16 protein-coding genes and 1 CRISPR repeat array are annotated in these 25041 nt (G+C 50.5%); of the genes, 9 read left to right on the forward strand and 7 right to left on the reverse strand.

Annotated elements, in window-relative coordinates; genetic code table 11:
• Window positions 1–9: 9 nt before the first annotated feature.
• On the forward strand, window positions 10–927 hold the full coding sequence (locus tag GGR27_RS05780) for a helix-turn-helix transcriptional regulator (RefSeq protein WP_168036474.1): 918 nt from the start codon (window positions 10–12) through the stop codon (window positions 925–927).
• Here the strand turns inward: GGR27_RS05780 and GGR27_RS05785 are convergent.
• Window positions 913–1122: a hypothetical protein gene (locus GGR27_RS05785; RefSeq protein WP_168036475.1), complete on the reverse strand. Its 210-nt coding sequence runs from the start codon at window positions 1120–1122 to the stop codon at window positions 913–915. The genes GGR27_RS05780 and GGR27_RS05785 overlap by 15 nt on opposite strands.
• Window positions 1123–1157: 35 nt before the next feature.
• Window positions 1158–1649, reverse strand: a complete 492-nt coding sequence (locus GGR27_RS20535; protein ID WP_406603638.1) for a DUF6932 family protein — start codon at window positions 1647–1649, stop codon at window positions 1158–1160.
• Between the two features lie 328 nt (window positions 1650–1977).
• Here GGR27_RS20535 and cas6 point away from each other — a divergent pair, with 328 nt between their 5' ends.
• From cas6 to cas2, 8 genes are all read left to right on the forward strand, one after another.
• Window positions 1978–2637 carry a CRISPR-associated endoribonuclease Cas6 gene (gene cas6, locus GGR27_RS05790; protein WP_168036476.1) on the forward strand — a complete coding sequence of 220 codons (660 nt, stop codon included), beginning with the start codon at window positions 1978–1980 and terminating at the stop codon, window positions 2635–2637.
• Between the two features lie 7 nt (window positions 2638–2644).
• Window positions 2645–3505, forward strand: a complete 861-nt coding sequence (locus tag GGR27_RS05795; RefSeq protein WP_168036477.1) for a hypothetical protein — start codon at window positions 2645–2647, stop codon at window positions 3503–3505.
• Entirely contained in the window at window positions 3495–5030 is a 1536-nt protein-coding gene (locus tag GGR27_RS05800; protein WP_168036478.1) for a hypothetical protein, read from the forward strand. The genes GGR27_RS05795 and GGR27_RS05800 overlap by 11 nt, the downstream gene beginning before the upstream one ends.
• A 70-nt stretch (window positions 5031–5100) precedes the next feature.
• Window positions 5101–5991 carry a type I-PGING CRISPR-associated protein Cas7/Csp1 gene (gene cas7p / locus GGR27_RS05805; protein ID WP_168036479.1) on the forward strand — a complete coding sequence of 297 codons (891 nt, stop codon included), beginning with the start codon at window positions 5101–5103 and terminating at the stop codon, window positions 5989–5991.
• On the forward strand, window positions 5988–8411 hold the full coding sequence (gene cas3 / locus GGR27_RS05810) for a CRISPR-associated helicase Cas3' (RefSeq protein WP_168036480.1): 2424 nt from the start codon (window positions 5988–5990) through the stop codon (window positions 8409–8411). The genes cas7p and cas3 overlap by 4 nt, the downstream gene beginning before the upstream one ends.
• Window positions 8408–8908 (forward strand): CRISPR-associated protein Cas4, encoded by a 501-nt coding sequence (locus tag GGR27_RS05815; protein ID WP_168036481.1) that lies wholly within the window; start codon window positions 8408–8410, stop codon window positions 8906–8908. Before cas3 ends, GGR27_RS05815 begins: the two co-directional genes overlap by 4 nt.
• 107 nt (window positions 8909–9015) lie before the next feature.
• Window positions 9016–10020: a type I-B CRISPR-associated endonuclease Cas1b gene (gene cas1b, locus GGR27_RS05820; RefSeq protein ID WP_168036482.1), complete on the forward strand. Its 1005-nt coding sequence runs from the start codon at window positions 9016–9018 to the stop codon at window positions 10018–10020.
• Between the two features lie 46 nt (window positions 10021–10066).
• Window positions 10067–10330 carry a CRISPR-associated endonuclease Cas2 gene (cas2, locus tag GGR27_RS05825; RefSeq protein ID WP_168036483.1) on the forward strand — a complete coding sequence of 88 codons (264 nt, stop codon included), beginning with the start codon at window positions 10067–10069 and terminating at the stop codon, window positions 10328–10330.
• A 196-nt stretch (window positions 10331–10526) separates the two neighbouring features.
• Window positions 10527–18757: a CRISPR direct-repeat array (repeat unit 29 nt; unit sequence ACTTGAATTGATCCTTCGGGAATTGAAAG).
• 174 nt (window positions 18758–18931) lie between these two features.
• Here cas2 and GGR27_RS05830 read toward each other — a convergent pair.
• From GGR27_RS05830 to GGR27_RS05850, 5 genes are all read right to left on the reverse strand, one after another.
• Entirely contained in the window at window positions 18932–19981 is a 1050-nt protein-coding gene (locus GGR27_RS05830; RefSeq protein ID WP_168036484.1) for a TIGR04086 family membrane protein, read from the reverse strand.
• A gap of 408 nt (window positions 19982–20389) precedes the next feature.
• Window positions 20390–20818: a hypothetical protein gene (locus GGR27_RS05835; RefSeq protein WP_168036485.1), complete on the reverse strand. Its 429-nt coding sequence runs from the start codon at window positions 20816–20818 to the stop codon at window positions 20390–20392.
• 425 nt (window positions 20819–21243) lie between these two features.
• Entirely contained in the window at window positions 21244–21690 is a 447-nt protein-coding gene (locus GGR27_RS05840) for a hypothetical protein (protein ID WP_168036486.1), read from the reverse strand.
• A 120-nt stretch (window positions 21691–21810) separates the two neighbouring features.
• A complete protein-coding gene (locus tag GGR27_RS05845) occupies window positions 21811–23229 on the reverse strand; it encodes a cellulase family glycosylhydrolase (protein WP_168036487.1) in 1419 nt (472 codons plus the stop codon).
• A 385-nt stretch (window positions 23230–23614) separates the two neighbouring features.
• The gene (locus tag GGR27_RS05850) at window positions 23615–25030 is read right to left on the reverse strand and encodes a RagB/SusD family nutrient uptake outer membrane protein (RefSeq protein ID WP_168036488.1); all 1416 of its coding nucleotides are present in this window, start codon (window positions 25028–25030) and stop codon (window positions 23615–23617) included.
• Window positions 25031–25041: the final 11 nt, after the last annotated feature.

Here is a 25041-nt window from a genome sequence, read left to right on the forward strand (position 1 = left end):
CTAAAAAGTATGGCCGATAAACCGGGAACCAAAACCATTAAGATCTTACTGAAATTACTGGCGGCACCGTACCGCCTAAGGTTGAAACAACTGGGGGCGGCGGTCGGCCTTTCCGACCGGGGGACGATCACCAAACACCTCGATTGCATCCGGGCGGCCGGTATCGTGGTGAAACGTGACAAGCACGACCGGTACGCCGTGATTCCGCAGACTGGATTTAAGGAGTTGAACTACCTGAGTCCGTTTTCGGAGGCGGATAAAAACAGGATGAAGGAACTTGTCGGACAGCTTTCGACAGCGGAAGCTACCTCATTGATCAACAAATTAGAAAGTCTTTATAACTGGCAAGCACTCGGGATTGAGGCCCTGCGCCGTCCGGAGTTAGAAAAATTGGATGCCATTGAAGAGGCCAAACGACTCAAGAATCAGGTTACGCTAGTGAATTACCGTAGCCGAAACAGTAACGATGAGCGCGACCGCAGGGTAGAGCCCTTCGGCATTTATCCAGAATCGGGTATGATCATGGCTTACGATACCGAAAAGCTCCGCGTAGCTTACTTCTTTTTAAAGCGGATGGACCGGGTGCACGTTCTGGAAGAACCCTGGCAGTTTGAACCATCGCATAGCAACGTGGCCAGCGACTGCTTCAACATCGTTAAGAATAAGCAAGTGCTGGTCGACCTGACCCTCGGGGTAAGTGCTTACAATGACCTTATCGAGCGCAACCCTGCAGCGCGGCAGTTCACGAGGAAGGGTAGTAAAGAAAATACGTACGCTTTTTCGGGTAGGGTAAATCACGAGTTCATGGGCCTCACGCAATTTATCCTGGCTAACTGGCGCCACGTAACGATACACGCGCCGGCAACGCTCCGGGAAACAATGGTGCGCGAAGCCAAGCAACTAATGGAGCAACTAAGCGGCGCGTAGCTCTCCGTCGAGTAGTTCATACTCCCGGAGGATCGCACTCAATTCATCGACGAATTCTTGCTTACGCCGTAAGTACTGGTCGCGTGCGAAGGGGTCGGCGGCGTTGAGGGTGATCAGGGGGTTGATCCGCTCGATTTGTTCGAGAAGGTCGGCTGCGCGGGTGGGGGCTGGGATTTGGAGATTTTCTTGATTCATTATCCACTCTGTTGTTGGTAACATTCAAAACGAAGTTACCCAATCCAGAGTTGTAAGAAGCCTTTGTCGTACTGTACTTTGCGATGTCCCATTTTTTTCGTTTTTGTGAATTGGTTTAGCCAGTAGACTTTATTGTGCTCGTATATCTTGTGTTGGGAATCGTTAGAATCAAGTACCTCAATCACGTAAGCGTCCACGCCATAAAGTTCTTTACTACTTTCTAGTAGATTGAGTACTGATCTCTCATTGGGGCGGAGTTTTGTTGTGGGGACGAAACACAAAATATCAATGTCATTTGGATTTTTTTTGCTCGTAACGAAGCTACCATCAATCCACTGCTGATGTGAGCCAACAACTAGTTTTAGGTCCTCACAAAATTTCTTGTAGCCATCGAATAATATCTTTCTCGAGTTAGAATTTGAGAAAGCCTCCACAAATTGTTGCCTAACGTCCTTTAAAGAAACGGGGACAGCTTCATAGGGTTCGATGTATCCACGGCGGTTTATTTTCGGATGAGCCGTAGCGATAAATTTTTAGTATTCCCGAAGGGGTCAATTAAGTCAAGTAGGTAAAAGCTGCGATAATAAATACCTTTCAATTGCGGTCCTGGCGTTCGTGGCTGACCGACCGGAAGCAAACCAATTCGATTACCAAGATAAGGAAACTATCTGCTATAATCAATACCGGATCGTTTTGTATATTTATCCATCCGGAGTCATTTTCAAGCTAATGCATAACGAGGCGAAAGATTCATTCTTTCTTCTTGAATAGTGGATAAATTAGTTTTTTGAACCCCTGCCGGCATTCTACCCACACCCCTGCCCCCATCTTTACACCATCAATCCAAAAGCATCCATGCGAATAAACTTCTTCACCTCGCCGAACCACACCCGGCTAGTGCCCTTCAACTACCAGCAAAAGTTGGTGGGGCGGCTGCACCAGTGGCTCGGGGAGAACGCCTTGCACGATACGATCTCCCTTTACTCGATCTCCTGGTTGGGTAGGGGAGAGGTTCGCTCCGGCGCACTCAGTTTTCCCAACGGAACGTCTTTTCACATTAGCGCAGCCAGTGACGCCATGTTGGCGGACGTCGTCGAGGGCTTGCAAACCGACCCGGAAATCAACTGGGGGATGAAGGTGACGAGCATCATGCCGCAGCGGGAGCCCGTCTTTGAAGACCACGCCCGGTTCGTGATGCAAAGCCCCGTTCTGATCAAGCGTAAAGTGGAGGACGGTACCCAGCAATTCTACTACCACACCGATGAGGTGGCGGGCCAGTACCTGACGGAAACGATGAGGGCTAAGATGGCCCACGCCGGCGTGGAAGGCGATATCTCCCTTCGTTTTGACCGGGAGTATGATAAGCCACGCATCAAGATGGCTACGTATCGGGGCGTGAAAAATAAGGGCTCTTTATGTCCGGTCATTGCCGAGGGCGACCCGCACTGCCTGGCCTTTGCTTGGAACGTGGGGATTGGGAATAGTACGGGGATTGGATTTGGGGCTATTAAATAAAAGCAATATGAAAAATATCGATCTTAGTTTCTATTTGGAACCACCGGAGTTAACGGTAAGTGGGACAATAACAATTGATGCTCTTGCACCACTATCGATGGTAGAATCTCAACCGGGCGCATATTTTAGAACCGCACTAAAACCGCCACCAATGATGGTATACGGAGCGCTCGAAAATATGCTGGGCTGGCACCTGCCCCTGAAAGACGGGGAAGGTAACGTCAGTCGGAATACCGTCCTAAAGGGACTAGCCAAGGCAGCAAAGAGGAGGCATAAGAAACTGGAAGAATATAAAGGTCACCCTTGGTTAAGTGGTAAGCCCCTTATCAGCTCAAAAACGGGCTACTTCAGTCTGCTTCAATATCATCTGACTCTAGAAGAAGCAAACACGCCCGCGGAACCATTAGTGTATGATGATTTGTGGTCGATGCATCTTAGGGACAAGGGAATGAACTTCACGGGGGGTAGCAGGAACTATGACGGACAATTGGAAGCGTTCATTACCCAACTACGTACTTCGGCTAGTACTTTTAAAAAAATGACCCCTGCGGAAGCAAAATTGCGCAGTGAAGAAAAGTATGAGCTTGGTGACAGGAAAGGCTTTGAGCGCATCGAGCTTGATAAAGTATACGAGACAAACACGCGGAAGGTAAACCCAATCTCCTTTCGATCTGGCTACCCCATGTATTACGTCAGTCCTAAGAAACGTGGGTTTGTAGTGCCGAATGAACTTTACGTAATGGCCTTTCGGACTACTCCGGCAGTACTATCGATACTTGAAGATGCTTTCCAACACAACTACGCCCCCACTTACCTTGGCAGTAGCGAGGGTTGGATTAACTTGAAAATTAGCAGCGATGAATCTTAATTTCAATACTTGGCATCCAATGCCCCGTTATGGTCTGGCTGCTGCGATCGTCGACTATGAACGGGAACACAAAGGCAACTTCCCCGAGCTCACTGCTCCGGAGCTTGCCCGCATGGCTATCGCTTCATTAGCATTGAATAAGCGTGGGTACCTGCTTCGGACTGTACCTAACCGCGACGGTGGGGCCAATAGCGTACGCTATCAGGACTTTAATGAAGTTGAGAAGCTAAGACCCGGGAAACCGGCTAAGCAGAACAGTGCCAATGGTTTCTTTCTTGCTCCGCACGTATTAACGAGTAATGACTCTGGGAAGATGGTGAATGAATTTGCTGCCCTCACAAATGCTTTAAAAGGGCCGTTAGATAAAAGCTTTCAACTGAAACGGTCTTTTTCCCCAATGACTTCGAAAACAAACGCCGGCCGGGGTACGATGAGTGACCCCAAAGACGAATTGTTACAGGCTGCCTTTACCGCCGTTGCGAGCTCTACTAAACGCAAAGCCGCCGCGCTGGACTACGACAATTACACGAATATCGGTTTAATTCCAGATTTACCATTAGTTACTGAAGATGGCACGGAATACCCTTTAGTGGAATACGTACATATACTTGAGTTGATTCAGAAGAATCTGGGGGATGTTCGTATCGGTACTAAGGACCTTAAAACCAATAAGTACGGCCCCCGGCCGGCTTATTACCGAGGGAACTTCCAGTATGCACTAAGTAATGTGAATTTTGGAAGTCTTCAGCTATTAGCCGCTCTTTCTCGCCTGATGGAGGAAGGACAAGCGATCCGCCCCGAGCGGGTACAAAGGTTAATTGGGTATATGGAGCACCGTCCCCTACATATCATCGGTTACGATAGCGGCCGCCAGGAGCAATTCGGTAGTCATCTAACGGAACTGACTCGCAACGGTATACTCTACCATATGCTTAACGACATTTGGAAAGTTGACTTTTACGACATAAAAGACAATAAGTATAAAGATCCGAAGTGGAAGCATTTTAAGCGCAATCTCGACCGCTGGTTACGACGGTTTGATTGGCCTTCTTTCATTGCCTTTCTTTCCGTCAGAGCAACTTATCCAATATCATTCCTTCAACCAATTAAATACTTTATGAGTCAGAAAATAAGCGAAGAAATCATCGATTCCGCCCTCGCCCTAGGTAAATCCATTAACTATGCTGCCTTTAAGTCCGCGCAAGAAAAAAAGAAGGCGGACAAAGCAACCGCGAGGACTGTATTTGACTACAAGACACGTGTACTAGCTAGCCTTGAAAGCAATATTAGGAGTGCTCGCCAACCCGAGCAACTTCTTGCACAGATTAGTACTCAGATCGGTCGTATGACTAACTACGATGTAGACGGAAAAGCAGAAGCATTTATGCGTGCGATTCTGACTGAAGAACTAGATTTGAAACAAGGTCAGAATCTACTAATTGCCTTTATGCGCCTCAACCAGTCTTACGATAGGGCGGTAGCTGAATCTGAAAAATCTACGGACGAAAGCGAGTTCACTACCTAACCTTACATCTTTCCAAATAAACATTATAACTGCGTCCGCGCAATACGCGTGGCTGCCTCAAACATATAAAATGAAAACTGTAAAATCCATTCTCATCACCAGTGTTGCTACGCTGGAAAATCACGCCGCCAACCGAGGTGAAAAGCTACTGGGTAACGCCAGCAGCGTCAAACGACGCCCCGACGGCCGCGTGTACATAAGTGGGCAAATGCAGCGCCACGTTTTATTTAGCGCGCTTGATCGACTCAATGAAGGGCACCCGGATAAAGGCGAAACCTACGTGAGTAATGGCGATGGTATTAGTACCGATGTCTCTAAAGACTTACGTAGCGATCTAGGTGGATTCCTGGATACGAATAAAGGAGACTATTCCGGCCGCCGTACCGCGCCGCTCTCTGCCACTCCTGCCGTGGCCCTCGAAGAAAGCCAGATCGGACAAGACCTTCTCGTCAGGTTAAAGATGGACCCCACTAAGGACAAAGACGCGAAAAAGCAAGCTTTAGCAACAAATGAATTTAGTGAATCAGACGAGATGGTTGCTAATTTTCACCTCGATCTCGGCGCGGTGGGAACGACGAAAAAATTCGAGTACGTAAATGAAGCGCACTTATCGACTAATTACGAGCACCATATTAATGACGAGGAGCACCGCCGCCGCGTAGAACTGTTTCTCGCAGCCACAAACAGTATGACGGATTATGCCAACCAGGCGCGTAATGCCGTATCAGGCGAACCACATCGCGTACTGATCGTACTCGACCCAGGCATGAGCCGTAAAGCCATCCATTATTTCACAGTTGGAGAGGCGCGGCAAGAGAACATCCTCCGTGAGTTGGAGCAGAGGGGCGCTACCTACTTCTTGGGGAACGATAGCGACTCGAACGCAAGCGTCTATGATGCCTACCAAAAGGCAAACGCTGCGGTTGCTAAAGCTAATCTTTACCGCCCTACCGCCGGATGAAAGAACTAAGTAAATATTTTGGTAAACCTTCGGGGATTACGCTGCGGAAACACACTGATAACGTACATCGCTTCGGAGCGTTTGCCCGACACGGATTTCCTTTTCTAGCCAGTAAGTATAAAAACTTTTTTGGGCTAGATTTGGATATCTTGTGTTGGGGTGCAGAGGAAAAACACGATTATGGAAAAGCATATTCCGTATGGAATAAAGCCTGCGCAAAAGATGTGCTGATTTACGAGTCTTGGCTACAGCTGAAAGGCCACTCTTTGCGGCCTTTCAGTCGCAAATTACATGCTGAATACGAACAAGACTGTTACCGCAACAAGCGGGCTTCCGCACCGCATCTACTTAAAGCCTACTATCGTCACGAGTTCGCTTCCTGTTTTCATTTGCTAAAACACGAACCGGAGATAGCCCACGAAATACTGGCTGCCATCGCTGCACATCACGGAAAGCTCTCGCTTTCGAAATGGTCAGAAAAGCGGTGGCGGGAGGACGGGGTTAGGGAGGGTGAAACGAAGGGGCCTTTTCTCGAAATCTATAACAAGTTCAAGCAAGTTAGTGATAGCTTAGCTGGACCGTACGACTTTACGGAACGAGTTCGACTTCGATACCGCTACTCCGCTATTCGAGCACTTCTCCAACTTGCCGACACTCGGGCCAGCCGATGGGAAGGGATGGGGGAGGAAGGCACGGTTGCACTGCATAATTTTCAGCGACCGAGAGGATACGGATATGATGGCCGACTTAGGCCCGTACAGAAGGCTGCGAAGAGTGCCGCCGGAGCTTGGCGGACTATATTGCGTGCCCCAACGGGTAGCGGAAAAACATACGCTAGTCTTTTGTGGGCGGAGGAACAAATTCTTGGACCCAACCCACGCGCGGATCGTTTGGTGATCGCTATGCCCACCCGGTTCACTTCGAATGCTTTGCGCAACTCAGTGCTGGAACACTTGCCGGAAGTCGGCTTGCATCACTCCAGTGCATTCTACAACCTTAATGGAGAGGATGGAGACCGAAGCTTCGGGAGCATGGCGATTGAACGGCAGAAACTAGCAAAGTATCTCGCTTATCCCGCCACCGTCTGTACAATAGACCACTTACTGGCCTGTCTGACCGGTACAAAAGAACAGCACTACAGTACTTTTTTCTTCCTCGCGAATAGTTGTGTCGTATTTGACGAATCTGACTTCTACGACGAATTCGTACAGGCAAACATTCAGACTTTGCTCAAGGTTTTTAAAATTCTAAAGGTTCCTACTCTGATTATGAGCGCTACCGTGCCGGACTCCGCTCGGGAACTATATGGTGTCCATGACCCCATCCGAACGGCCCCGCAACCCAATAGTGATCGCGTGATAAAAAACATGCATTTCACCCCAAACGTAGCTGAACCAAAGGATGTAGAGAATTTTATCGGCCGTATGATTGAGGCGGGAGAAGGCATTATTTACGCAAACACTGTTGCTCGAGCGCTGGCGTACTACACGTACTTATCCGACCGTGTCGAAGAATTACCCATTACCATTTATCACAGCCGGTTCACGGAAGTTGATAAGAAGCGCATTGAAGAAGAGTTAGAGATTAGCCTCGGCAAGACTGCTCACACCCAGGGAAAAGCCAGGGGTATTGTGATTATGACACAGATCGGGGAGATGAGTATCAATATTAGTAGCAAATTGATGCTGAGTGATTGTTGTCCCTGGGATAGATTAGCACAGCGGGTCGGTCGACTAGCACGATTTTCGGCTACCGGCGAGGGTCGCACCGAAGCCGAGGTGATGGTAGTTGAACCCGTAGATGATAAGGGGGAAGCTTATGCATGGCCATACGTTGAGGAGGTAGTCCAAGAAGGTAGAAACACCTTTATTCCCGCGCGGGCTTATGCACGTACGCGGGAAGAAATCATTCAACTTGCCCCACAACAGGCCTATCGACTTACTCCCGATAATCTTGTAGAACATACAAATGCGCTTTACCCTGAAACAGAGGCGTTTTCGGTGGCCGCTAAAGCAAATCAGGATAAATACGAGGACTTGATACGTGACAATTGGTTGTTGGCGGGGGCGGTTGGATCCTCCTTAGATGAATCAGAGATTGGAACTTGGAAATCACGAAATATAGTCGCTCAGGTAAATGTATTTACGGAACATCCGCCCAACGGTCGCTTTCGTAACTACCAGGCAATGCATGATTTTGCGCTGACGCACGGCGTGAGTTGCCCGGTATATAAAGTAGCTGGTGAGATGCGAAAAGTAGAAGGAGAAGGGCCAGCCATTCGCCTAACGGATATTGTTGTCGGGTACGACCAGCGGTCTGAAACTATTCCTTTCTACGTAGCCGAACCAGGTGCTTACAAACCAGTTACTGGCTTAGCCTCACTTTATGGCTATGACTGGACTATAGCGTCACAGTTGTGACCCACTCCGCCTCCCACCTAACCTACCTCCTCCTCTGTCACCGCAAGCTCTGGCTCCACCACCGCCAGATCCGCATGGAAGATAACTCCAGCGACGTTGCCGCCGGAAAACTACTCGACCGGACGACCTACCAGCGGCGCGCGAAGAAGTGGACGCAACTCTCCCTCGGTCATTTGAAGATCGACCACTTCGACGCCCGGGAGCGGGTGGTCAAGGAAACAAAGAAGAGCCCTAAACTCGAACACGTCCACGTCGCCCAGTTGAAGTACTATCTGTACGCACTGGAGCGGCGGGGCGTGGCCGGGGTCACCGGCTTGTTGGAATACCCGGCGCAACGGCGGACGACCGTTATCGAATTAACGTCGGCGGATCGCGCGGTCACCATCCCGGGATGGGAGGCGGAAATCGACCGGATTGTCGGATTACCGGTGTGCCCGGAAGCGATTCAGAAGACCTACTGCAAAAATTGCGCGTTCCACGATTTTTGCTATATCTAACCCCTGAGGGTAATCTACCTACACCCTGCTTCCTTTCTTTGCGCGGCCTCGATCCCGATCCCGATAGCTATCGGGACCGGGATTGGGCCGCGCAAAAGAAGAAGCCTATGAAACGTGCCTATTACTTATTCAATCCCGGCCGGATGAGCCGGAAGGACAATACGCTAAAATTTCAGCCCGGTGAAGACGCCGCCGACCAAAAGCCACGCTACTTGCCCGTGGAAGGGGTAAGTGCGCTCTACATTTTTGGCAGCGTCGACGCCAACAGCGCGCTCTATAATTTCCTTGGCCGTAAGCATATTCCCGTCCATTTTTTTGACTACCACGATCACTATACGGGTACCTTCAGCCCCCGGGAGCACCTACTTGCCGGGCAGATGCTAGTCAATCAGGCAAACGCTTACCGTCTGCGCAAAAGACGTTTGCACCTGGCGGGCGGCTTCGTGGAAGCGGCCACGTTCAACATGGTCAAAAATTTAAAATACTACCAGGGCCGGGGGCGTGACGTAAGCGACCTTACCGAGCGCATTCAACTACTACGGCCCAAAATCGCATCCACCGGAAACGTGCCGGAACTAATGGGTATCGAGGGGAACTGCCGCCAATTATATTACGAAGCCTTTCCCACCATCGTGCCCGGCTACGACTGGGAAGGCCGGCAGAAAAGACCGCCCAGTAATGAGTTGAACGCTTTGGTCAGTTTCGGTAACGCGCTTTGTTATTCCGTATGTCTCGACGCCATTTATAATAGCCAGTTGAATCCTACGATCAGTTTTCTCCACGAGCCGGGCGTGCGTCGCTACAGCCTTGCGCTCGACGTGAGTGAAGTTTTCAAACCGATGCTCGTCGACCGGCTGATCTTCCGGCTGTGTAACAAAAGAGAACTTACCGCGCGTGATTTTGACGTGGTTGATGATGCTTGTTTTCTCTCCGAGCGGGGCCGTAAAACGTTCGTGAGCGCCTGGGAGCTTAAGCTTAAGGATAGTATCCAACACCGTAAATTGAATCGCCGCGTCACGTACCGTCACCTCATTCGGCTGGAATGTTACAAGATTGCCAAGTACGTAATGAAGATAAATGACACTTACGAACCCTTTCACGCCTGGTGGTAGGGGCGCGGTCGCGGGTGCCGGGTAAATCAGTAAAAAGCAAAGTTATATGTACGTGATCGCCGTCTACGATGTCGCATCAGAGCGCACTGGCAAGATGCTGCGGCTCTGCCGACAGTACCTCCACTGGATTCAGAACTCCGTTTTCGAAGGAGAACTCTCCGCCGTACGCCTGAAAGAATTAGAATTCGAAGCTGAGCAGATCATGGACCTCAGTTACGACAGCCTCATTATCTTCACGAATACCCACGTACACCGGGTGGAAAAGCGGATCGTCGGCGTAAATAAGCAGCCGATCGACCAGTTTCTGTAGTCGTCGGTGTTACGGTATTTCTCCCTTACCGCTCCGTCCTTGCGCGGGGGCTTAACGTAAGTGGTTGCTTTCCAGTATGTTATAGAGTCGTCGCTATCCTATCCTATTTGCGCTACTCCCGGTCGACGCCCGGGCGGGGGCCAGTATCTTACATAAACCGACTGAATCATTGACGAGAACGGGTTATTTTTGCGGGACTTGAATTGATCCTTCGGGAATTGAAAGCTCGGCCTGCGTCATGCAGTAGCGGTCGAAGCGCCACTTGAATTGATCCTTCGGGAATTGAAAGTCCGCGTCATCGTTTGGTTGATGAAGGCGACACCTTCACTTGAATTGATCCTTCGGGAATTGAAAGGGTGCACAATAGAGGCGCGGCATACTCAGCGTGATACTTGAATTGATCCTTCGGGAATTGAAAGTAAGACAATTTACTACTTGTCCCCACCCCTTCACCTGCACTTGAATTGATCCTTCGGGAATTGAAAGGCATCCTGAACGGTTACACGGGCGGTGCGGACGGCTACTTGAATTGATCCTTCGGGAATTGAAAGCTTGCACGGCGTGGGCGATAAAGTCCTGACGCGCGACTTGAATTGATCCTTCGGGAATTGAAAGCCATGGTTACCATGTTGCGTCGCAGCCTCGGCAACACTTGAATTGATCCTTCGGGAATTGAAAGTTCGTGTAGCTTAATGGGGGGTAGTTCGAGCGTGTCAACTTGAATTGATCCTTCGGGAATTGAAAGTTGATTCGCCAATGCGGGCTAGCCCTTCGTTGGCAACTTGAATTGATCCTTCGGGAATTGAAAGCCACCAATTGTAGGTTCGTGGCGGACAGGTTCAAAAGACTTGAATTGATCCTTCGGGAATTGAAAGCTAGGCCCCCCGGGAGGGGACAAAGAAACGATTGTTACTTGAATTGATCCTTCGGGAATTGAAAGATGGAGGCCATTAACACCCTTGCGCACCGCAAAATTACTTGAATTGATCCTTCGGGAATTGAAAGTGCCTACATGGACGAATTGCACTCTATGCTTTGGGCGACTTGAATTGATCCTTCGGGAATTGAAAGCAGGTTGTTGACCTCCCCTTTTGAATAGAAGCCAACACTTGAATTGATCCTTCGGGAATTGAAAGTATTGGCTCCGTTATTCCACGAACCCTTGATATGATAACTTGAATTGATCCTTCGGGAATTGAAAGCTGACGCCGACGAGCCAAAGCAAACCATCACTACGGACTTGAATTGATCCTTCGGGAATTGAAAGCTTTCCGGATCGTCGTTTTCGCCAGCCATGTAGGCCGACTTGAATTGATCCTTCGGGAATTGAAAGTGAATTGTTCGAGGTCGAATTCTTCCCCATCGAAGACTTGAATTGATCCTTCGGGAATTGAAAGGTGGTTGTTGGTAATATTCATGAATGAGGCAAGATCACTTGAATTGATCCTTCGGGAATTGAAAGTTATTCACGTACGGGGTGGTTGCTTTATCCCAGCCTACTTGAATTGATCCTTCGGGAATTGAAAGTCATTAACTCGGTATTCCACCACGTCGCTCAGCACGACTTGAATTGATCCTTCGGGAATTGAAAGTCTATTTCGTTCAGGACAACCAGCAACGCGTCCTGTACTTGAATTGATCCTTCGGGAATTGAAAGATAAGATTATCGGACCACTCAAACAGTTCTCGGTGACTTGAATTGATCCTTCGGGAATTGAAAGTCGTGAAGCGTGGCGTGGTCAAGGGCGGTAAGTAAACTTGAATTGATCCTTCGGGAATTGAAAGCCGGCCAACATATACTCTTTGAGCGCCACGATGGCGACTTGAATTGATCCTTCGGGAATTGAAAGTTTATCGACCGCCAGGAGATCGAGGACGCGCGCGAGACTTGAATTGATCCTTCGGGAATTGAAAGAAAGGTCTATTTCATCCTCTAGCATAATCTTGTCAAACTTGAATTGATCCTTCGGGAATTGAAAGAAAGGGCCTTTGCAGATATGCCCCACACGCCCGTCAACTTGAATTGATCCTTCGGGAATTGAAAGAACGGTTAGCGCAGCCTTTTCTTTCTTAGCGGGTTTACTTGAATTGATCCTTCGGGAATTGAAAGGACGTTTTAATGCGCCCCAGCGCCAAGCCCACGAGCACTTGAATTGATCCTTCGGGAATTGAAAGTCGATGGCCGCTACCAGCCCTACTTGAGTAAGACCGACTTGAATTGATCCTTCGGGAATTGAAAGTCAAATCCAACTGGTTCCTTTTCGCCCTGGCCGCCGTACTTGAATTGATCCTTCGGGAATTGAAAGAAGATCGATTCGAGGAGCGCATGAGCTATTATCGCCAACTTGAATTGATCCTTCGGGAATTGAAAGGCGAGATTGATAAGAGCCTCGACAAAATCGACAAGCGACTTGAATTGATCCTTCGGGAATTGAAAGCGGATTCGGGGAGGTCGTAAGATGGTAGGTACTCTAAACTTGAATTGATCCTTCGGGAATTGAAAGTGACGGAGGCGTATTAGAACTCTTATTAAAGTGCGTACTTGAATTGATCCTTCGGGAATTGAAAGTCTTCGGTAAGTTTTCGTAGCCAATCGGTAAAGGCGGACTTGAATTGATCCTTCGGGAATTGAAAGCCGATATAGTTATAGTAGTAGTAGCTCGTATGCCAGACTTGAATTGATCCTTCGGGAATTGAAAGAGGCTATGGTATCAAGACGAACGCACGACTTTATTAGACTTGAATTGATCCTTCGGGAATTGAAAGCAGGGGCCGCTCCTCTTTTTGCTGCTGACGCGCTGGACTTGAATTGATCCTTCGGGAATTGAAAGTTGGCGAGCCTACCGAGTGCGTCACCGGTGTAAAAAACTTGAATTGATCCTTCGGGAATTGAAAGGTCCGCTTCTATCGACGAAGTCGACTACGCTAAGGAGACTTGAATTGATCCTTCGGGAATTGAAAGTAAGTATTAGACTGGGTATAGGCGTTCGTCCGGACGACTTGAATTGATCCTTCGGGAATTGAAAGTATTAAGGAGCTAACGGGTCAGATCGACAGTCTCGGACTTGAATTGATCCTTCGGGAATTGAAAGGCGGTAAACGTCGCGGAGATACGAAAGCCTCTCCCTACTTGAATTGATCCTTCGGGAATTGAAAGGTTCCATAATACTTACCCCACAAATCGCGCAGCCTAACTTGAATTGATCCTTCGGGAATTGAAAGCCTTCTACCAATCAGTAGAGCACCTAATCCCTGCCGCACTTGAATTGATCCTTCGGGAATTGAAAGGAAAACAGCGGGGCAGGCGTCCCTTATGTGCTTCCGACTTGAATTGATCCTTCGGGAATTGAAAGTACGCAGCACTGCTCAAAAACAGGAAAGCGATAAGGACTTGAATTGATCCTTCGGGAATTGAAAGATGATGACGGCACCGAGGACGACGAATAGCCAGTGGACTTGAATTGATCCTTCGGGAATTGAAAGTGCTGATGTTGATGTCGTCGGCGGTATCCTCGGCGGACTTGAATTGATCCTTCGGGAATTGAAAGCCTCTATCCTTTCAGTCTGGGCAGAGATCGCGAAGGACTTGAATTGATCCTTCGGGAATTGAAAGACGATACATAACGCTATGCCGACGGAGGTAAATAAGACTTGAATTGATCCTTCGGGAATTGAAAGTTCTGACCGATCTTAAGACCCAGGCCGGATCGGGAGACTTGAATTGATCCTTCGGGAATTGAAAGTAATGGTTAAGACTAAGGAGCGGTCGGAGGCTCTTAACTTGAATTGATCCTTCGGGAATTGAAAGTAAAATTGCCAACGATAATGGTTGCGTTTTTAGCGGACTTGAATTGATCCTTCGGGAATTGAAAGACGGGGTAGCCCTCGTAGAACTAACGACCTCTACCTACTTGAATTGATCCTTCGGGAATTGAAAGTTGGGTGGTATTCCCGGATTCCGTACGGCCGACAAGACTTGAATTGATCCTTCGGGAATTGAAAGTTTTGTAGCTCTGCGCTGGTCGTGTTGGGATCGTAACTTGAATTGATCCTTCGGGAATTGAAAGACCTCGATGCCATGGCTGCCTATGACACTTCGAACAACTTGAATTGATCCTTCGGGAATTGAAAGCCGCTATCCCCTGGCTCGATCATTCCTACGGTCGGACTTGAATTGATCCTTCGGGAATTGAAAGATGTACATCATCGAGATGGTCGAGCGATACAGAATGACTTGAATTGATCCTTCGGGAATTGAAAGTGCCCGACTTCGGGTACGGCGTTCTATATTTGACGCACTTGAATTGATCCTTCGGGAATTGAAAGGCTCCTTTATCGAGATTGACCCACCGAGCCCCGAGAAACTTGAATTGATCCTTCGGGAATTGAAAGGAGACTAAGAACTACTACGCCCAGCTAAAGGAGCGTACTTGAATTGATCCTTCGGGAATTGAAAGTCGATTGTTTCGGCGGTAAAGCCTACGAGGGATCCTACTTGAATTGATCCTTCGGGAATTGAAAGCTTATTAGCGAAGAGCCGGGTAGTCTCTACTGCGGACTTGAATTGATCCTTCGGGAATTGAAAGAGGTGACTAGTGAGGCAGTAACCGAGATAAGGCACAACTTGAATTGATCCTTCGGGAATTGAAAGGAAGAAAACGCGCAGGAACGGAGCCGCAAAGACCTAACTTGAATTGATCCTTCGGGAATTGAAAGTATCGAAAGGCTGGCGGCACCCCAGCTTCATCATTGACTTGAATTGATCCTTCGGGAATTGAAAGTGATCTTGACCCTGGCCCCGACGTCGTACTTGACGACTTGAATTGATCCTTCGGGAATTGAAAGACGGCTAAAAATGCGTTCATCCGGGTGGCTTATCGCCACTTGAATTGATCCTTCGGGAATTGAAAGCCGGCGTCGAGTTGTCTGACGGGAAGGCGTTGGGCAGACTTGAATTGATCCTTCGGGAATTGAAAGCGACCTGGGGCAGCTGCAATCCGTGGCCAGCCGGCAAACTTGAATTGATCCTTCGGGAATTGAAAGAAATGTTGAATAGTGTATCGCCCTTGACTCCACCTTACTTGAATTGATCCTTCGGGAATTGAAAGCTCACCGGCCCCGGCCACGACCAGGGCGGTATCCCCAACTTGAATTGATCCTTCGGGAATTGAAAGGGGCATTTCACCGGTGAAGCCGGTAATTTCTACCAGACTTGAATTGATCCTTCGGGAATTGAAAGAAAAAAAAGAAGTTGGAACTTTAAAAATCACTCCGAACTTGAATTGATCCTTCGGGAATTGAAAGAAGGCCCCGGGCCGGCTACTCGCCAAACTATCGAAACTTGAATTGATCCTTCGGGAATTGAAAGCTGACCATACCGATCACATCGTAAGCATAGCCATGGGACTTGAATTGATCCTTCGGGAATTGAAAGGCCTTTCCGGCGCTTACCTCGACTGGAGCCTCTCCACACTTGAATTGATCCTTCGGGAATTGAAAGGCTAAGCAAATCTATCGTTTCACAAGACCAAGGCAAACTTGAATTGATCCTTCGGGAATTGAAAGGGGGCTTTCGTGGACGGCGACGAGGAAGAGCTTAATACTTGAATTGATCCTTCGGGAATTGAAAGTCCACGCAATAGAGACAAGAGGGTGCTCCGTAATACAACTTGAATTGATCCTTCGGGAATTGAAAGTGTACACCTCAGTGCTTAACCACGTAAAAAACAGCGACTTGAATTGATCCTTCGGGAATTGAAAGTCGTTTCGTTGTAGGAGACACCGACCAGCCAACGCTACTTGAATTGATCCTTCGGGAATTGAAAGGGGGCGGCGGCAAGGCTTCCCATGTTGGCAAGACCGGACTTGAATTGACCCTTCGGGAATTGAAAGTAGGCGCTAATACTGGGCTCGTGCGTCATGTAAAGGACTTGAATTGATCCTTCGGGAATTGAAAGAAGCCTAAACCCACCCCATGACTACGTTCACGTTCGACTTGAATTGATCCTTCGGGAATTGAAAGTTCAAGAGGAGCAAGAAGCAGAGTACGAAATCATCACTTGAATTGATCCTTCGGGAATTGAAAGCCCTAAAAAGAGGCGCGGGGCTGTTGCGTGATATGGACTTGAATTGATCCTTCGGGAATTGAAAGGTGGTGGCATTAGCTACGCTTCCCTTATTCGTCCGGACTTGAATTGATCCTTCGGGAATTGAAAGCCTTCGATGGTCAGCGAATCGGTAATGAGGTAGTCACTTGAATTGATCCTTCGGGAATTGAAAGGCCTCCTTGCACAAGTCGAGCGTGTAAGTCTCCTTTACTTGAATTGATCCTTCGGGAATTGAAAGCTTTATGCTGATTGTAAGAAAGAAGAGACTCCGGCACTTGAATTGATCCTTCGGGAATTGAAAGATGTTTGGGCTCAGCAGCTGCGGGGCGGCGTACGACACTTGAATTGATCCTTCGGGAATTGAAAGTCGTCCTCCCTGACGTCAATGCGCAAACTCTTAAAGACTTGAATTGATCCTTCGGGAATTGAAAGGAACAGATTAACTACTTCGCCATCAAGGTCATTGTAAACTTGAATTGATCCTTCGGGAATTGAAAGACTGCAGAAAGCGATCGCCACCGGCGGCGAGGGCAGACTTGAATTGATCCTTCGGGAATTGAAAGCCCTTTCTCCCAGGCATTGGTGGCCAGCCAGCCGGACTTGAATTGATCCTTCGGGAATTGAAAGGGCGCGTAGTCGTTGCCGTTCCTCTTCCGCCTGGAACTTGAATTGATCCTTCGGGAATTGAAAGAACATTCCAATTCGCGCAATTGTAGCAGACAAAGCAGACTTGAATTGATCCTTCGGGAATTGAAAGTTGCTGACAGCAATGAAGCGTAAGTATATCTAGGCTAACTTGAATTGATCCTTCGGGAATTGAAAGTTTTCCCTTCTTTATGTGCCACAACTTGGCGCATTGACTTGAATTGATCCTTCGGGAATTGAAAGCTGGCACTGACACACTTCGCAACTCATTTTGCAACCGACTTGAATTGATCCTTCGGGAATTGAAAGCTACTGCGCTATGGGTGATGTTCCTGTGTCCATGCTACTTGAATTGATCCTTCGGGAATTGAAAGATGGCTACAGGGATGACTAATTTTCACGTTGGCCGTACTTGAATTGATCCTTCGGGAATTGAAAGTTCATCTTGTAGGTGGTTTCTTTCTGACTGGCGTTGACTTGAATTGATCCTTCTGGAATTGAAAGGAAAACCTGGATAAGAAACTGACGTGGGCAACGACTACTTGAATTGATCCTTCGGGAATTGAAAGAATGGTGGCTATTGCGGCAAATCGGTCTCAAATTCAACTTGAATTGATCCTTCGGGAATTGAAAGAAGATCAGAAAGAAGATTATGGAATCGGTAGTCATGACTTGAATTGATCCTTCGGGAATTGAAAGTCGCCTCGTCCTTCATCATCTCATCGATCATTGCGGACTTGAATTGATCCTTCGGGAATTGAAAGGCAATGAAGTTAGAAGGCTGGTAAATCTGTTTTTAGACTTGAATTGATCCTTCGGGAATTGAAAGAAAATCTCGCTCTGTTCGGTGTTATCATCGAAACTGACTTGAATTGATCCTTCGGGAATTGAAAGGGAAAAACTCAACAGTAGTTTCACCGGGAACAATGAACTTGAATTGATCCTTCGGGAATTGAAAGTAATTTGGTAGGTAGCAATATGTCTCAGGCCATTAAACTTGAATTGATCCTTCGGGAATTGAAAGAAGATATCATCAGCCGGGTTGAAATTGAGCACTTTAACTTGAATTGATCCTTCGGGAATTGAAAGCGGGCGAGGCCGGGGTGCTCGGTAGCAAGCGTGTTCACTTGAATTGATCCTTCGGGAATTGAAAGGTGGTGGCATTAGCTACGCTTCCCTTATTCGTCCGGACTTGAATTGATCCTTCGGGAATTGAAAGTCGTTGGGTACCTTTTTGTAGCGTAGGTCGCCACTAGACTTGAATTGATCCTTCGGGAATTGAAAGTCAAAGCGACCGACGCCATGGCCGGCGACATCACCAAACTTGAATTGATCCTTCGGGAATTGAAAGACGGACTTATCCGGGCGGGCGGCGGAGTTCTCGCGACTTGAATTGATCCTTCGGGAATTGAAAGTGGTGCGGATGCTTCGGAGTGCCATTTGCGCTTCGTACTTGAATTGATCCTTCGGGAATTGAAAGGGGGGTCTGGCACTCCGGGCCGGGATGGTATTGATGACTTGAATTGATCCTTCGGGAATTGAAAGTGGTGTCCAATCCTCCGGCTAACCTTACGATTTCCGACTTGAATTGATCCTTCGGGAATTGAAAGACGGGACGGTGACCTACTCGCCTAACGCCCCGCCTCACTTGAATTGATCCTTCGGGAATGAAAAGTAGCATTTACGCCCCGACGAGCATAATACTTTCAGTACCTAAACAGTATACTTGCCCCGCCCAAGAACACGGTGCCTAACCAATTCCCGGCACCTGCGTCCGCGCCAAATTATCAATAAAAAAAAGGGCCCGCCAACCGGCGAGCCCCAACTAGTCCTAATAATGAACGGATCACTAAACCTGCCCAGCATTAACCGTATCCCCCGGCGTAAGCGTCAAATCGTGCTGCCGACCACTAGCGCCACCGAAGTAGGCAGCCAAGGCACCGAGCAACAACCCGACAAAACCAAGCAGCGCGGCCGTGCTGAGTCCGTCGGCAACGTCGCCACCGACCACTTTAGCCGTTTCACCGGCTTGCTCCATGCCCTGCTCGACGGAGCTGGAAATCTTATTAGCCTGCGTCTCGATGCGACTACTCCAGCCATTGACGGCATCGCGGGCTTCGGCTTCGCTCATGTCGGAGCGGTTAACGAGCACGTTGATGAACGCGTCCTTGTCGGCGGCGTCGACGACTTTGCCGCCCTTGGCCTGAATACGGTCCAGCACACCGTTAATTTCTTTGCCGGCGGCGTAAGGGCTGTTGGCTACGTCGTCCGCGTTGCGTTGGGCGGCGTTACCGACCTGGTTGGCGTCCTGACGGAGATTGTCGGGGTCCAGCGAAGCTTTGTCCGTGTCTTCGAGGAGTTGGTAGGCTTCGTTGCGGATGTCGCTGAACGTGATGTTGGTGTTGGTATTCTGGTCGATCAGGTCACCGATCTTGGCGTCCAAATTATTCGGAACGGCGGCACCCACGGCGTTCGTCACGCCAGAGGTGACACTACTGATGGCTGACCCTACGCCGCTGACGACGCGGCCCACGGCGGTCGTAAAGAGGTAGAGCGATACGAGCGTGAATAACGCCCAGGATAGCAAACCGTGTAGCCCGGCGTTGCTCGCTTTTGGGAATCCGCTCATCTTACCGGCCACGAAGCCACCGGCGTACAACGCGATCAGACTGGCCACGACGTACCAAATGATGGCACCGATGCCGATGCCGGAGAAGGGATTCGCCTCCGTCGTTGGGTTGATGCTGGCAAAACCGATACCGAGGCCAAGTAGATTAAGGGCTACGGTAACGACGAGCGCAACCAGGGCGCCGGCAAGAATAGCTCCCCAGCGGACGCGGCTGAAGGCAGCGTATTCGGCGGGGGTGGACGTGGTGGTGCGGGGTGAGACTGGAATCATAAGGATTGATTTTTTTAAGTGGTTCCCCGGCATATGCCGGACGAGTTTGTCTTAAGAAATCGTTAATTCGGCACGTTGTGTTCGAGGTATTTTGAATCGGGACCGCATTTGCCAAGTGATTTCACGGCTCCTCTCCGGCACCACTCGGCACCCGCGAAGCCATAGCGAGTCCCGCACTTAGTCGGGGCGCCCGCGCATCATCACCTTTTGGCGCGGACGCGGGTGCCGGGTAAATTACATAAGCAAAGCGTTGGGGGCTGGTGATGAGCAAATGATCATCTCAACTAGTCGAGCGCTAGTTAGGGTGAAACTGGCCATAAAAAAACCGAGGACCGGGGGAACAACTGTTCCTCCCGATCCCCGGTCATTGGTTCGCCACGGATGGCGAGGGTAATCTGTTAACTAAGCTTACATGCCGCTTAACTTATCAGCACCAGCCTGCAGTGCACTAGCCAGCGTACCCAAACCGGCAGCCTTTGACTCCATGCTGCGCGTTGAGGTGGCGAGGGAGGATAACAGTCCGGAAACTCTGTCACCGTCGATGGCGCCAGCGGAAAGTTCCGTCTTGAGTGATTGCAGGTCGCGTACGATACCGTCGGTACCGTTCATGGCACCGAGCGTGCTAATCCAACCGTCGATGTTAGAAACGGCGGCGGCGGCGGGCAGGGCGGTGATGTCACCACCGGTGGATTGTACGGCATCGATGGTTGCCTTCACGTCGCCGGTGGGCTCGGCGTCAGTCATGTCGGTGCCTGGGTTATTGGCTGCGGTGCGCGTGGTGTCGCCGCAGGAAAAGGCCAAAAAGGCCAGAAGGAGGAGGGGAGCTAAAAATTTCATAAGTTGGTTGTTGTTGGTTTAGTTGTAGAACTACGGCGCGTACGTAAGGTTCGTAATAAATCGCCCTAAATTACTGAAAACCAATAAATTAACAGTCATTTGGCTGCGGCTTGTTAGGGGGCGGACTAGTGTTTGTTGTGCTAAGTATGAGTTGACTACCCATTGCACATCTTTATATTTAAGCGGGCCCTTGCCCGTCGGTCAGGTGTTTTTGGGTGCCTAAGCATCCAACGGAAAGACGTGCACTTATTTCGGCTTACCAGTTCTCATACTGCATCGAGTGTCGTGCTGGGATGATCAGATAACCCTTTGCCTTAAACCAGGTACCCACAACAAAAAAGACCGACGAAACCGGAGTTCCGTCGATCTTTTCAAGTCTGTTCGGGTAAAATCCGGAGCTGCGATTGATCGCCAACTCACGGGTCTTACATGCCACCGAGCTTATCCGCACCGGCCTGCAGGGCGCTGGCGATGGTACCGAGGCCGGGGGCCTTGGACTCCATGCTCCGCGTGCTGGTCGCGAGGGAAGACAGGATACCGGATACTTTCATACCGTCGATGTTGCCGGAGGTAAGTTCGGTCTTGAGGGACTGTAGTTCGTTAACGATGCCGTCGGTACCGTCCATCGAGCTCAGCTTGCTGATCCAGCCGTCGATGTTGGATACGGCCGCGCCGGCGGGGAGGGCAGTGATGTCGCCACCGGTAGACTGTACGGCGTCAATGGTGCCGCCGATCATGGGGTCGGGCTGGTTGTCCTCGACGATGGTGGTGGTCTCGACGTCCGCCATGGTGTCGTCAACCGTAGTGTCGGCGTTGTCTCCACAGGAGAACGCGAGGAAAGCCAGGAGCAGGAGGGGAGTGAATAGTTTCATAGTGTAGTTGGTTTAGGCAGTACAACTAGCGTTTAAGATAATTGTTGGGCCTCGTTACGAAAATCGTTTCAACCGGGGTTGGGGGGCGTTGTTCGCCCCCTCTTTACTAGAGTCGAACGTCTACCGACCTCCTTTTCTTACGGGAACGTCAAAATTCCGGACGCCGGGCACGATCCGGACGTGCACCAAGGCCCCGTCTGCTGGCCACCGCGCGATCAACAGCTTTTGCCGCCGCTCGTCCCAAACGTAATCCGCCGCGCTGACGGTGGCGGGGCTGCGGTGTACCTCCAGCCCCCCGCTACCGATGGGGTCGTGGTAGAGGACCAAATCGTCGCCGATCAGCACGGAAAACCCGTCCGGGTAGTGTCGGTTAGCGCCGATGAATAACGTAGAACCACCCTTGGCGTTATCGGAGATCAATTTCAGGTCGAGCGTCCGCGTCGCGTGGTTAAACATAAACGACTGGATGTCTCCGGCGATGGCCTGCGGGAAGGGCCGGGCAATCACGTCCGTGATGTACTTCCGCTCCGCCGTGCCTGCGTCCGACTCGTCGGTGAAAATCGCCCAGGTAGAAGGGCCGCCCGCCAGGAAATTCTGCATGTTGCGGCTGCCCAGGAACCAGGCCTTGATGGCACCGATGCCCATCCGGTCGAAGACCTCGGCGGTGCGGACGTAGAGCTCGCGGTAACTGAGTTGGCCGAGCCGCCCCTCGACGGTCGTGTCCGTCGACGCAAAGGTCGGGAAGCCCCACTCGCCAATGAAGATGGGGGCTTCGAGTAGGTCGGATTCTTCGTCGAAACGGTCCATCACCGGTGCGATGAAGTCGATGTCGTTCTGGTAGATGTGCGGGGCGAACAGGATATTTTTTCGGTTGATCGGGGCGGTGATCTCGGCGTACTGGTTGTTGTCGATTCCCTCCCCCTTGTTCATGAAAATCGACTGGAACAGTATCTTCTTGTCCGGATTGATCCGCTGGCTCTCGTCGATAATCCGTTGGTAAAGCGGGATTAAATACTGGCGCGTGAGTTCGTCGTAACTAATGTCCATCGTGAGCTTCCGGGGTTCGTTGACGATGTCGTAGCCAAGCACCGAAGGCTCGTCCGCGTACCGGTTCCAAATGATTTTCCAGGCCTCGATGTAGGTGGCGTATTCGTCCTTTTCGTTGAGCCAAAAGGTTTCCCACTCGAATTCCTCCACGCCGTAGACCGTCAGCTTAAACACGGTTTGCATCCCGGCGTGGCGGCCCAGGTCGACGAGCGAATCCAGTTTTGCGAGGTACGCCGGTTCCACGCTGCCGCCGGGGAAGGTGCTGATCCGGCCGAGCTCCAGCCGGATCGTCTGGGCGTTCGCACCGAGGCGCACCATGCGCAGGTAATCGTCCGAATTAAAAGAAATTTGCCGCTGCCCCTGGTTGGTGTTGACGACGAAACCGCGGGGGATCACGTGGCGCCCGGCGTCGTCGCGCAGGCCGTGCTTAATCTGGGCGGTGGCGGTGAGGGAGGTCAGGAGGAGGAGCCAAAAAATTAATCGTGGTTTCATTAAATTGATTTATGCTGGAAGGTTAACCGGAGGGGGCTGATGAATTTATGCACGCACCGGGGACTGGTGCGTGACGAGTTCTGGTATTAGTAATTGGGCGCGGTCGCGGGTGCCGGGTTTTTGGGAATTACCTGACTAGAGAGTTAATACCTCTTAGTTGAACTCATGGCGAAGCGAAGAAAAAGCTTCCGTGCTACCGCCGGAGTTGGCGTGGCGTAATGAGGCCCCAGGTTATTAACCGACCTTACGCAACCGGATTATGCCACATAAACTTGAGAGTTAGTAAACGGTGCTTCGGCATAGCCGTACACCGATTTTGTGCTTTTGTGTTTTGCTTCGCAGTACTTCGTGCTATGTGGCGAAATAATCTGCGTAGTATCAGTAATTAATACCCCGGGTTCTGCACCAGCTGCGAACTGATGTCCAGTTCCTGCTGGCCGATCGGGAACAACAGGTAGCGATCGTCCCACGGCTTTCCGGCCGCGATCAGGGAAGCTTTGAGCTGACCGGTACGTTTCAGGTCAAACCAGCGGTGTTGCTCCAGCGCAAGCTCCAAATGTCGTTCGTAAAGAACGGCGTCCTGAAACTGCTCCTTGCTCCCGCCCGCTTCCAGACCCGCCAAACCGGCCCGCGTCCTTACCTGGTTAATGGCGGCGTAAGCCTGGGGCGTCGGGCCGTTCACCTCGTTCAGCGCTTCGGCGTGGATGAGCAGAACGTCCGCAAAGCGGTAGACGATGAAGTTGTTCTCGTGGCCGTCGATGGAAACGCCCTGCGGGTCCCGCCATTTCCCGTAATAGTAAAACCCGTTGGTCGGGTGGGGGAGGAGGGAAGAAAAGGTCGTGGCCCGCCGGTCGTCCACTTCGAGGTATTTCTCGAACAACTGGGTCTCGGCAATTTGCAAGCCCCAGCCTCCCCGCCCGAAGGCGGTAAACGCGGTATTGTTTCCCGTGGACAACTGCGCCATGCGCGAGCCTTCCAGATTGACGCGCGCGTACTGGATGTCGAAAATTACCTCGGCGTTGTTTTCGTTGGTCACGTCGAAAACCGCGGCGAACGGGGTCACCAATTCGTAGGGCCCGTTGTCGATCACGTCCTGAGCGAAGGAGACCGCCGCGGGGAAGTCCCCCAGCGTCAGGTGAACCTTGGCCAGGTAAGCTTTCGCCGACCAACTACTCGGGCGGCCCGTCTCGGTCGGTGCTTCGGGTAGATTTGCCGCCGCAAACGTGAAGTCCGCCAGCACTTGCGCGTACACTTCCGCCTCGGTTGACCGGGGGATATCAAGCTCGGCGGTTGTTTTGGCCACGCTCGTACGCAGTGGCACCGCGCCCCACATCCTTACGTTATCAAAATGACCCACCGCCCGTAGAAAAGCGGCTTCCCCCAGGGCGGAATTGGCGAAGGTGCCGGCGGGGCCGTCCAGCGCCCGGATCTTGTCTTCGTTTTCCAGCACGAAATTAGCCGCGTTGATGCTCAGGTAGTTGCTGGCCCAGATGTTGTTGGGCTCCCCATTGCTGGTCGCCGTATAAATCAGCTTTTCGTAGTTGCCCCAGTTGCCCGCCAGCATGGTCCCCTCGTCAATGACCGTATTGAGCAAAAAGGAGCGCCCCTGCGAATAGCTGCCGCAACACTGCTGGATTGGATCGTACATGCCGTTCAGGGCCGTGCGTACGTCGCCCCGTGAATTAAAATAAGCGGTGGGGGAAGCCTGGGAGAATACTTCTTCCTCCAGGTCGGCACTACAGCTTACGGTAAGTCCCAAAAATAACAGCGCACCGAAAAAAGCTTTGATTGAATAGTTCATTACGGTATTGT

This window comes from Neolewinella antarctica, assembly GCF_011927835.1.
Taxonomy (GTDB): Bacteria; Bacteroidota; Bacteroidia; order Chitinophagales; family Saprospiraceae; genus Neolewinella; species Neolewinella antarctica.

Coding starts and splice junctions, on each gene's coding strand:
- GGR27_RS05780 (WP_168036474.1), top strand. CDS start 10: ATGGCCGATAAACCGGGAACCAAAACCATTAAGATCTTACTGAAATTA.
- GGR27_RS05785 (WP_168036475.1), bottom strand. CDS start 1,122: ATGAATCAAGAAAATCTCCAAATCCCAGCCCCCACCCGCGCAGCCGAC.
- cas6 (WP_168036476.1), top strand. CDS start 1,978: ATGCGAATAAACTTCTTCACCTCGCCGAACCACACCCGGCTAGTGCCC.
- GGR27_RS05795 (WP_168036477.1), top strand. CDS start 2,645: ATGAAAAATATCGATCTTAGTTTCTATTTGGAACCACCGGAGTTAACG.
- GGR27_RS05800 (WP_168036478.1), top strand. CDS start 3,495: ATGAATCTTAATTTCAATACTTGGCATCCAATGCCCCGTTATGGTCTG.
- cas7p (WP_168036479.1), top strand. CDS start 5,101: ATGAAAACTGTAAAATCCATTCTCATCACCAGTGTTGCTACGCTGGAA.
- cas3 (WP_168036480.1), top strand. CDS start 5,988: ATGAAAGAACTAAGTAAATATTTTGGTAAACCTTCGGGGATTACGCTG.
- cas1b (WP_168036482.1), top strand. CDS start 9,016: ATGAAACGTGCCTATTACTTATTCAATCCCGGCCGGATGAGCCGGAAG.
- cas2 (WP_168036483.1), top strand. CDS start 10,067: ATGTACGTGATCGCCGTCTACGATGTCGCATCAGAGCGCACTGGCAAG.
- GGR27_RS05830 (WP_168036484.1), bottom strand. CDS start 19,981: ATGATTCCAGTCTCACCCCGCACCACCACGTCCACCCCCGCCGAATAC.
- GGR27_RS05835 (WP_168036485.1), bottom strand. CDS start 20,818: ATGAAATTTTTAGCTCCCCTCCTCCTTCTGGCCTTTTTGGCCTTTTCC.
- GGR27_RS05840 (WP_168036486.1), bottom strand. CDS start 21,690: ATGAAACTATTCACTCCCCTCCTGCTCCTGGCTTTCCTCGCGTTCTCC.
- GGR27_RS05845 (WP_168036487.1), bottom strand. CDS start 23,229: ATGAAACCACGATTAATTTTTTGGCTCCTCCTCCTGACCTCCCTCACC.
- GGR27_RS05850 (WP_168036488.1), bottom strand. CDS start 25,030: ATGAACTATTCAATCAAAGCTTTTTTCGGTGCGCTGTTATTTTTGGGA.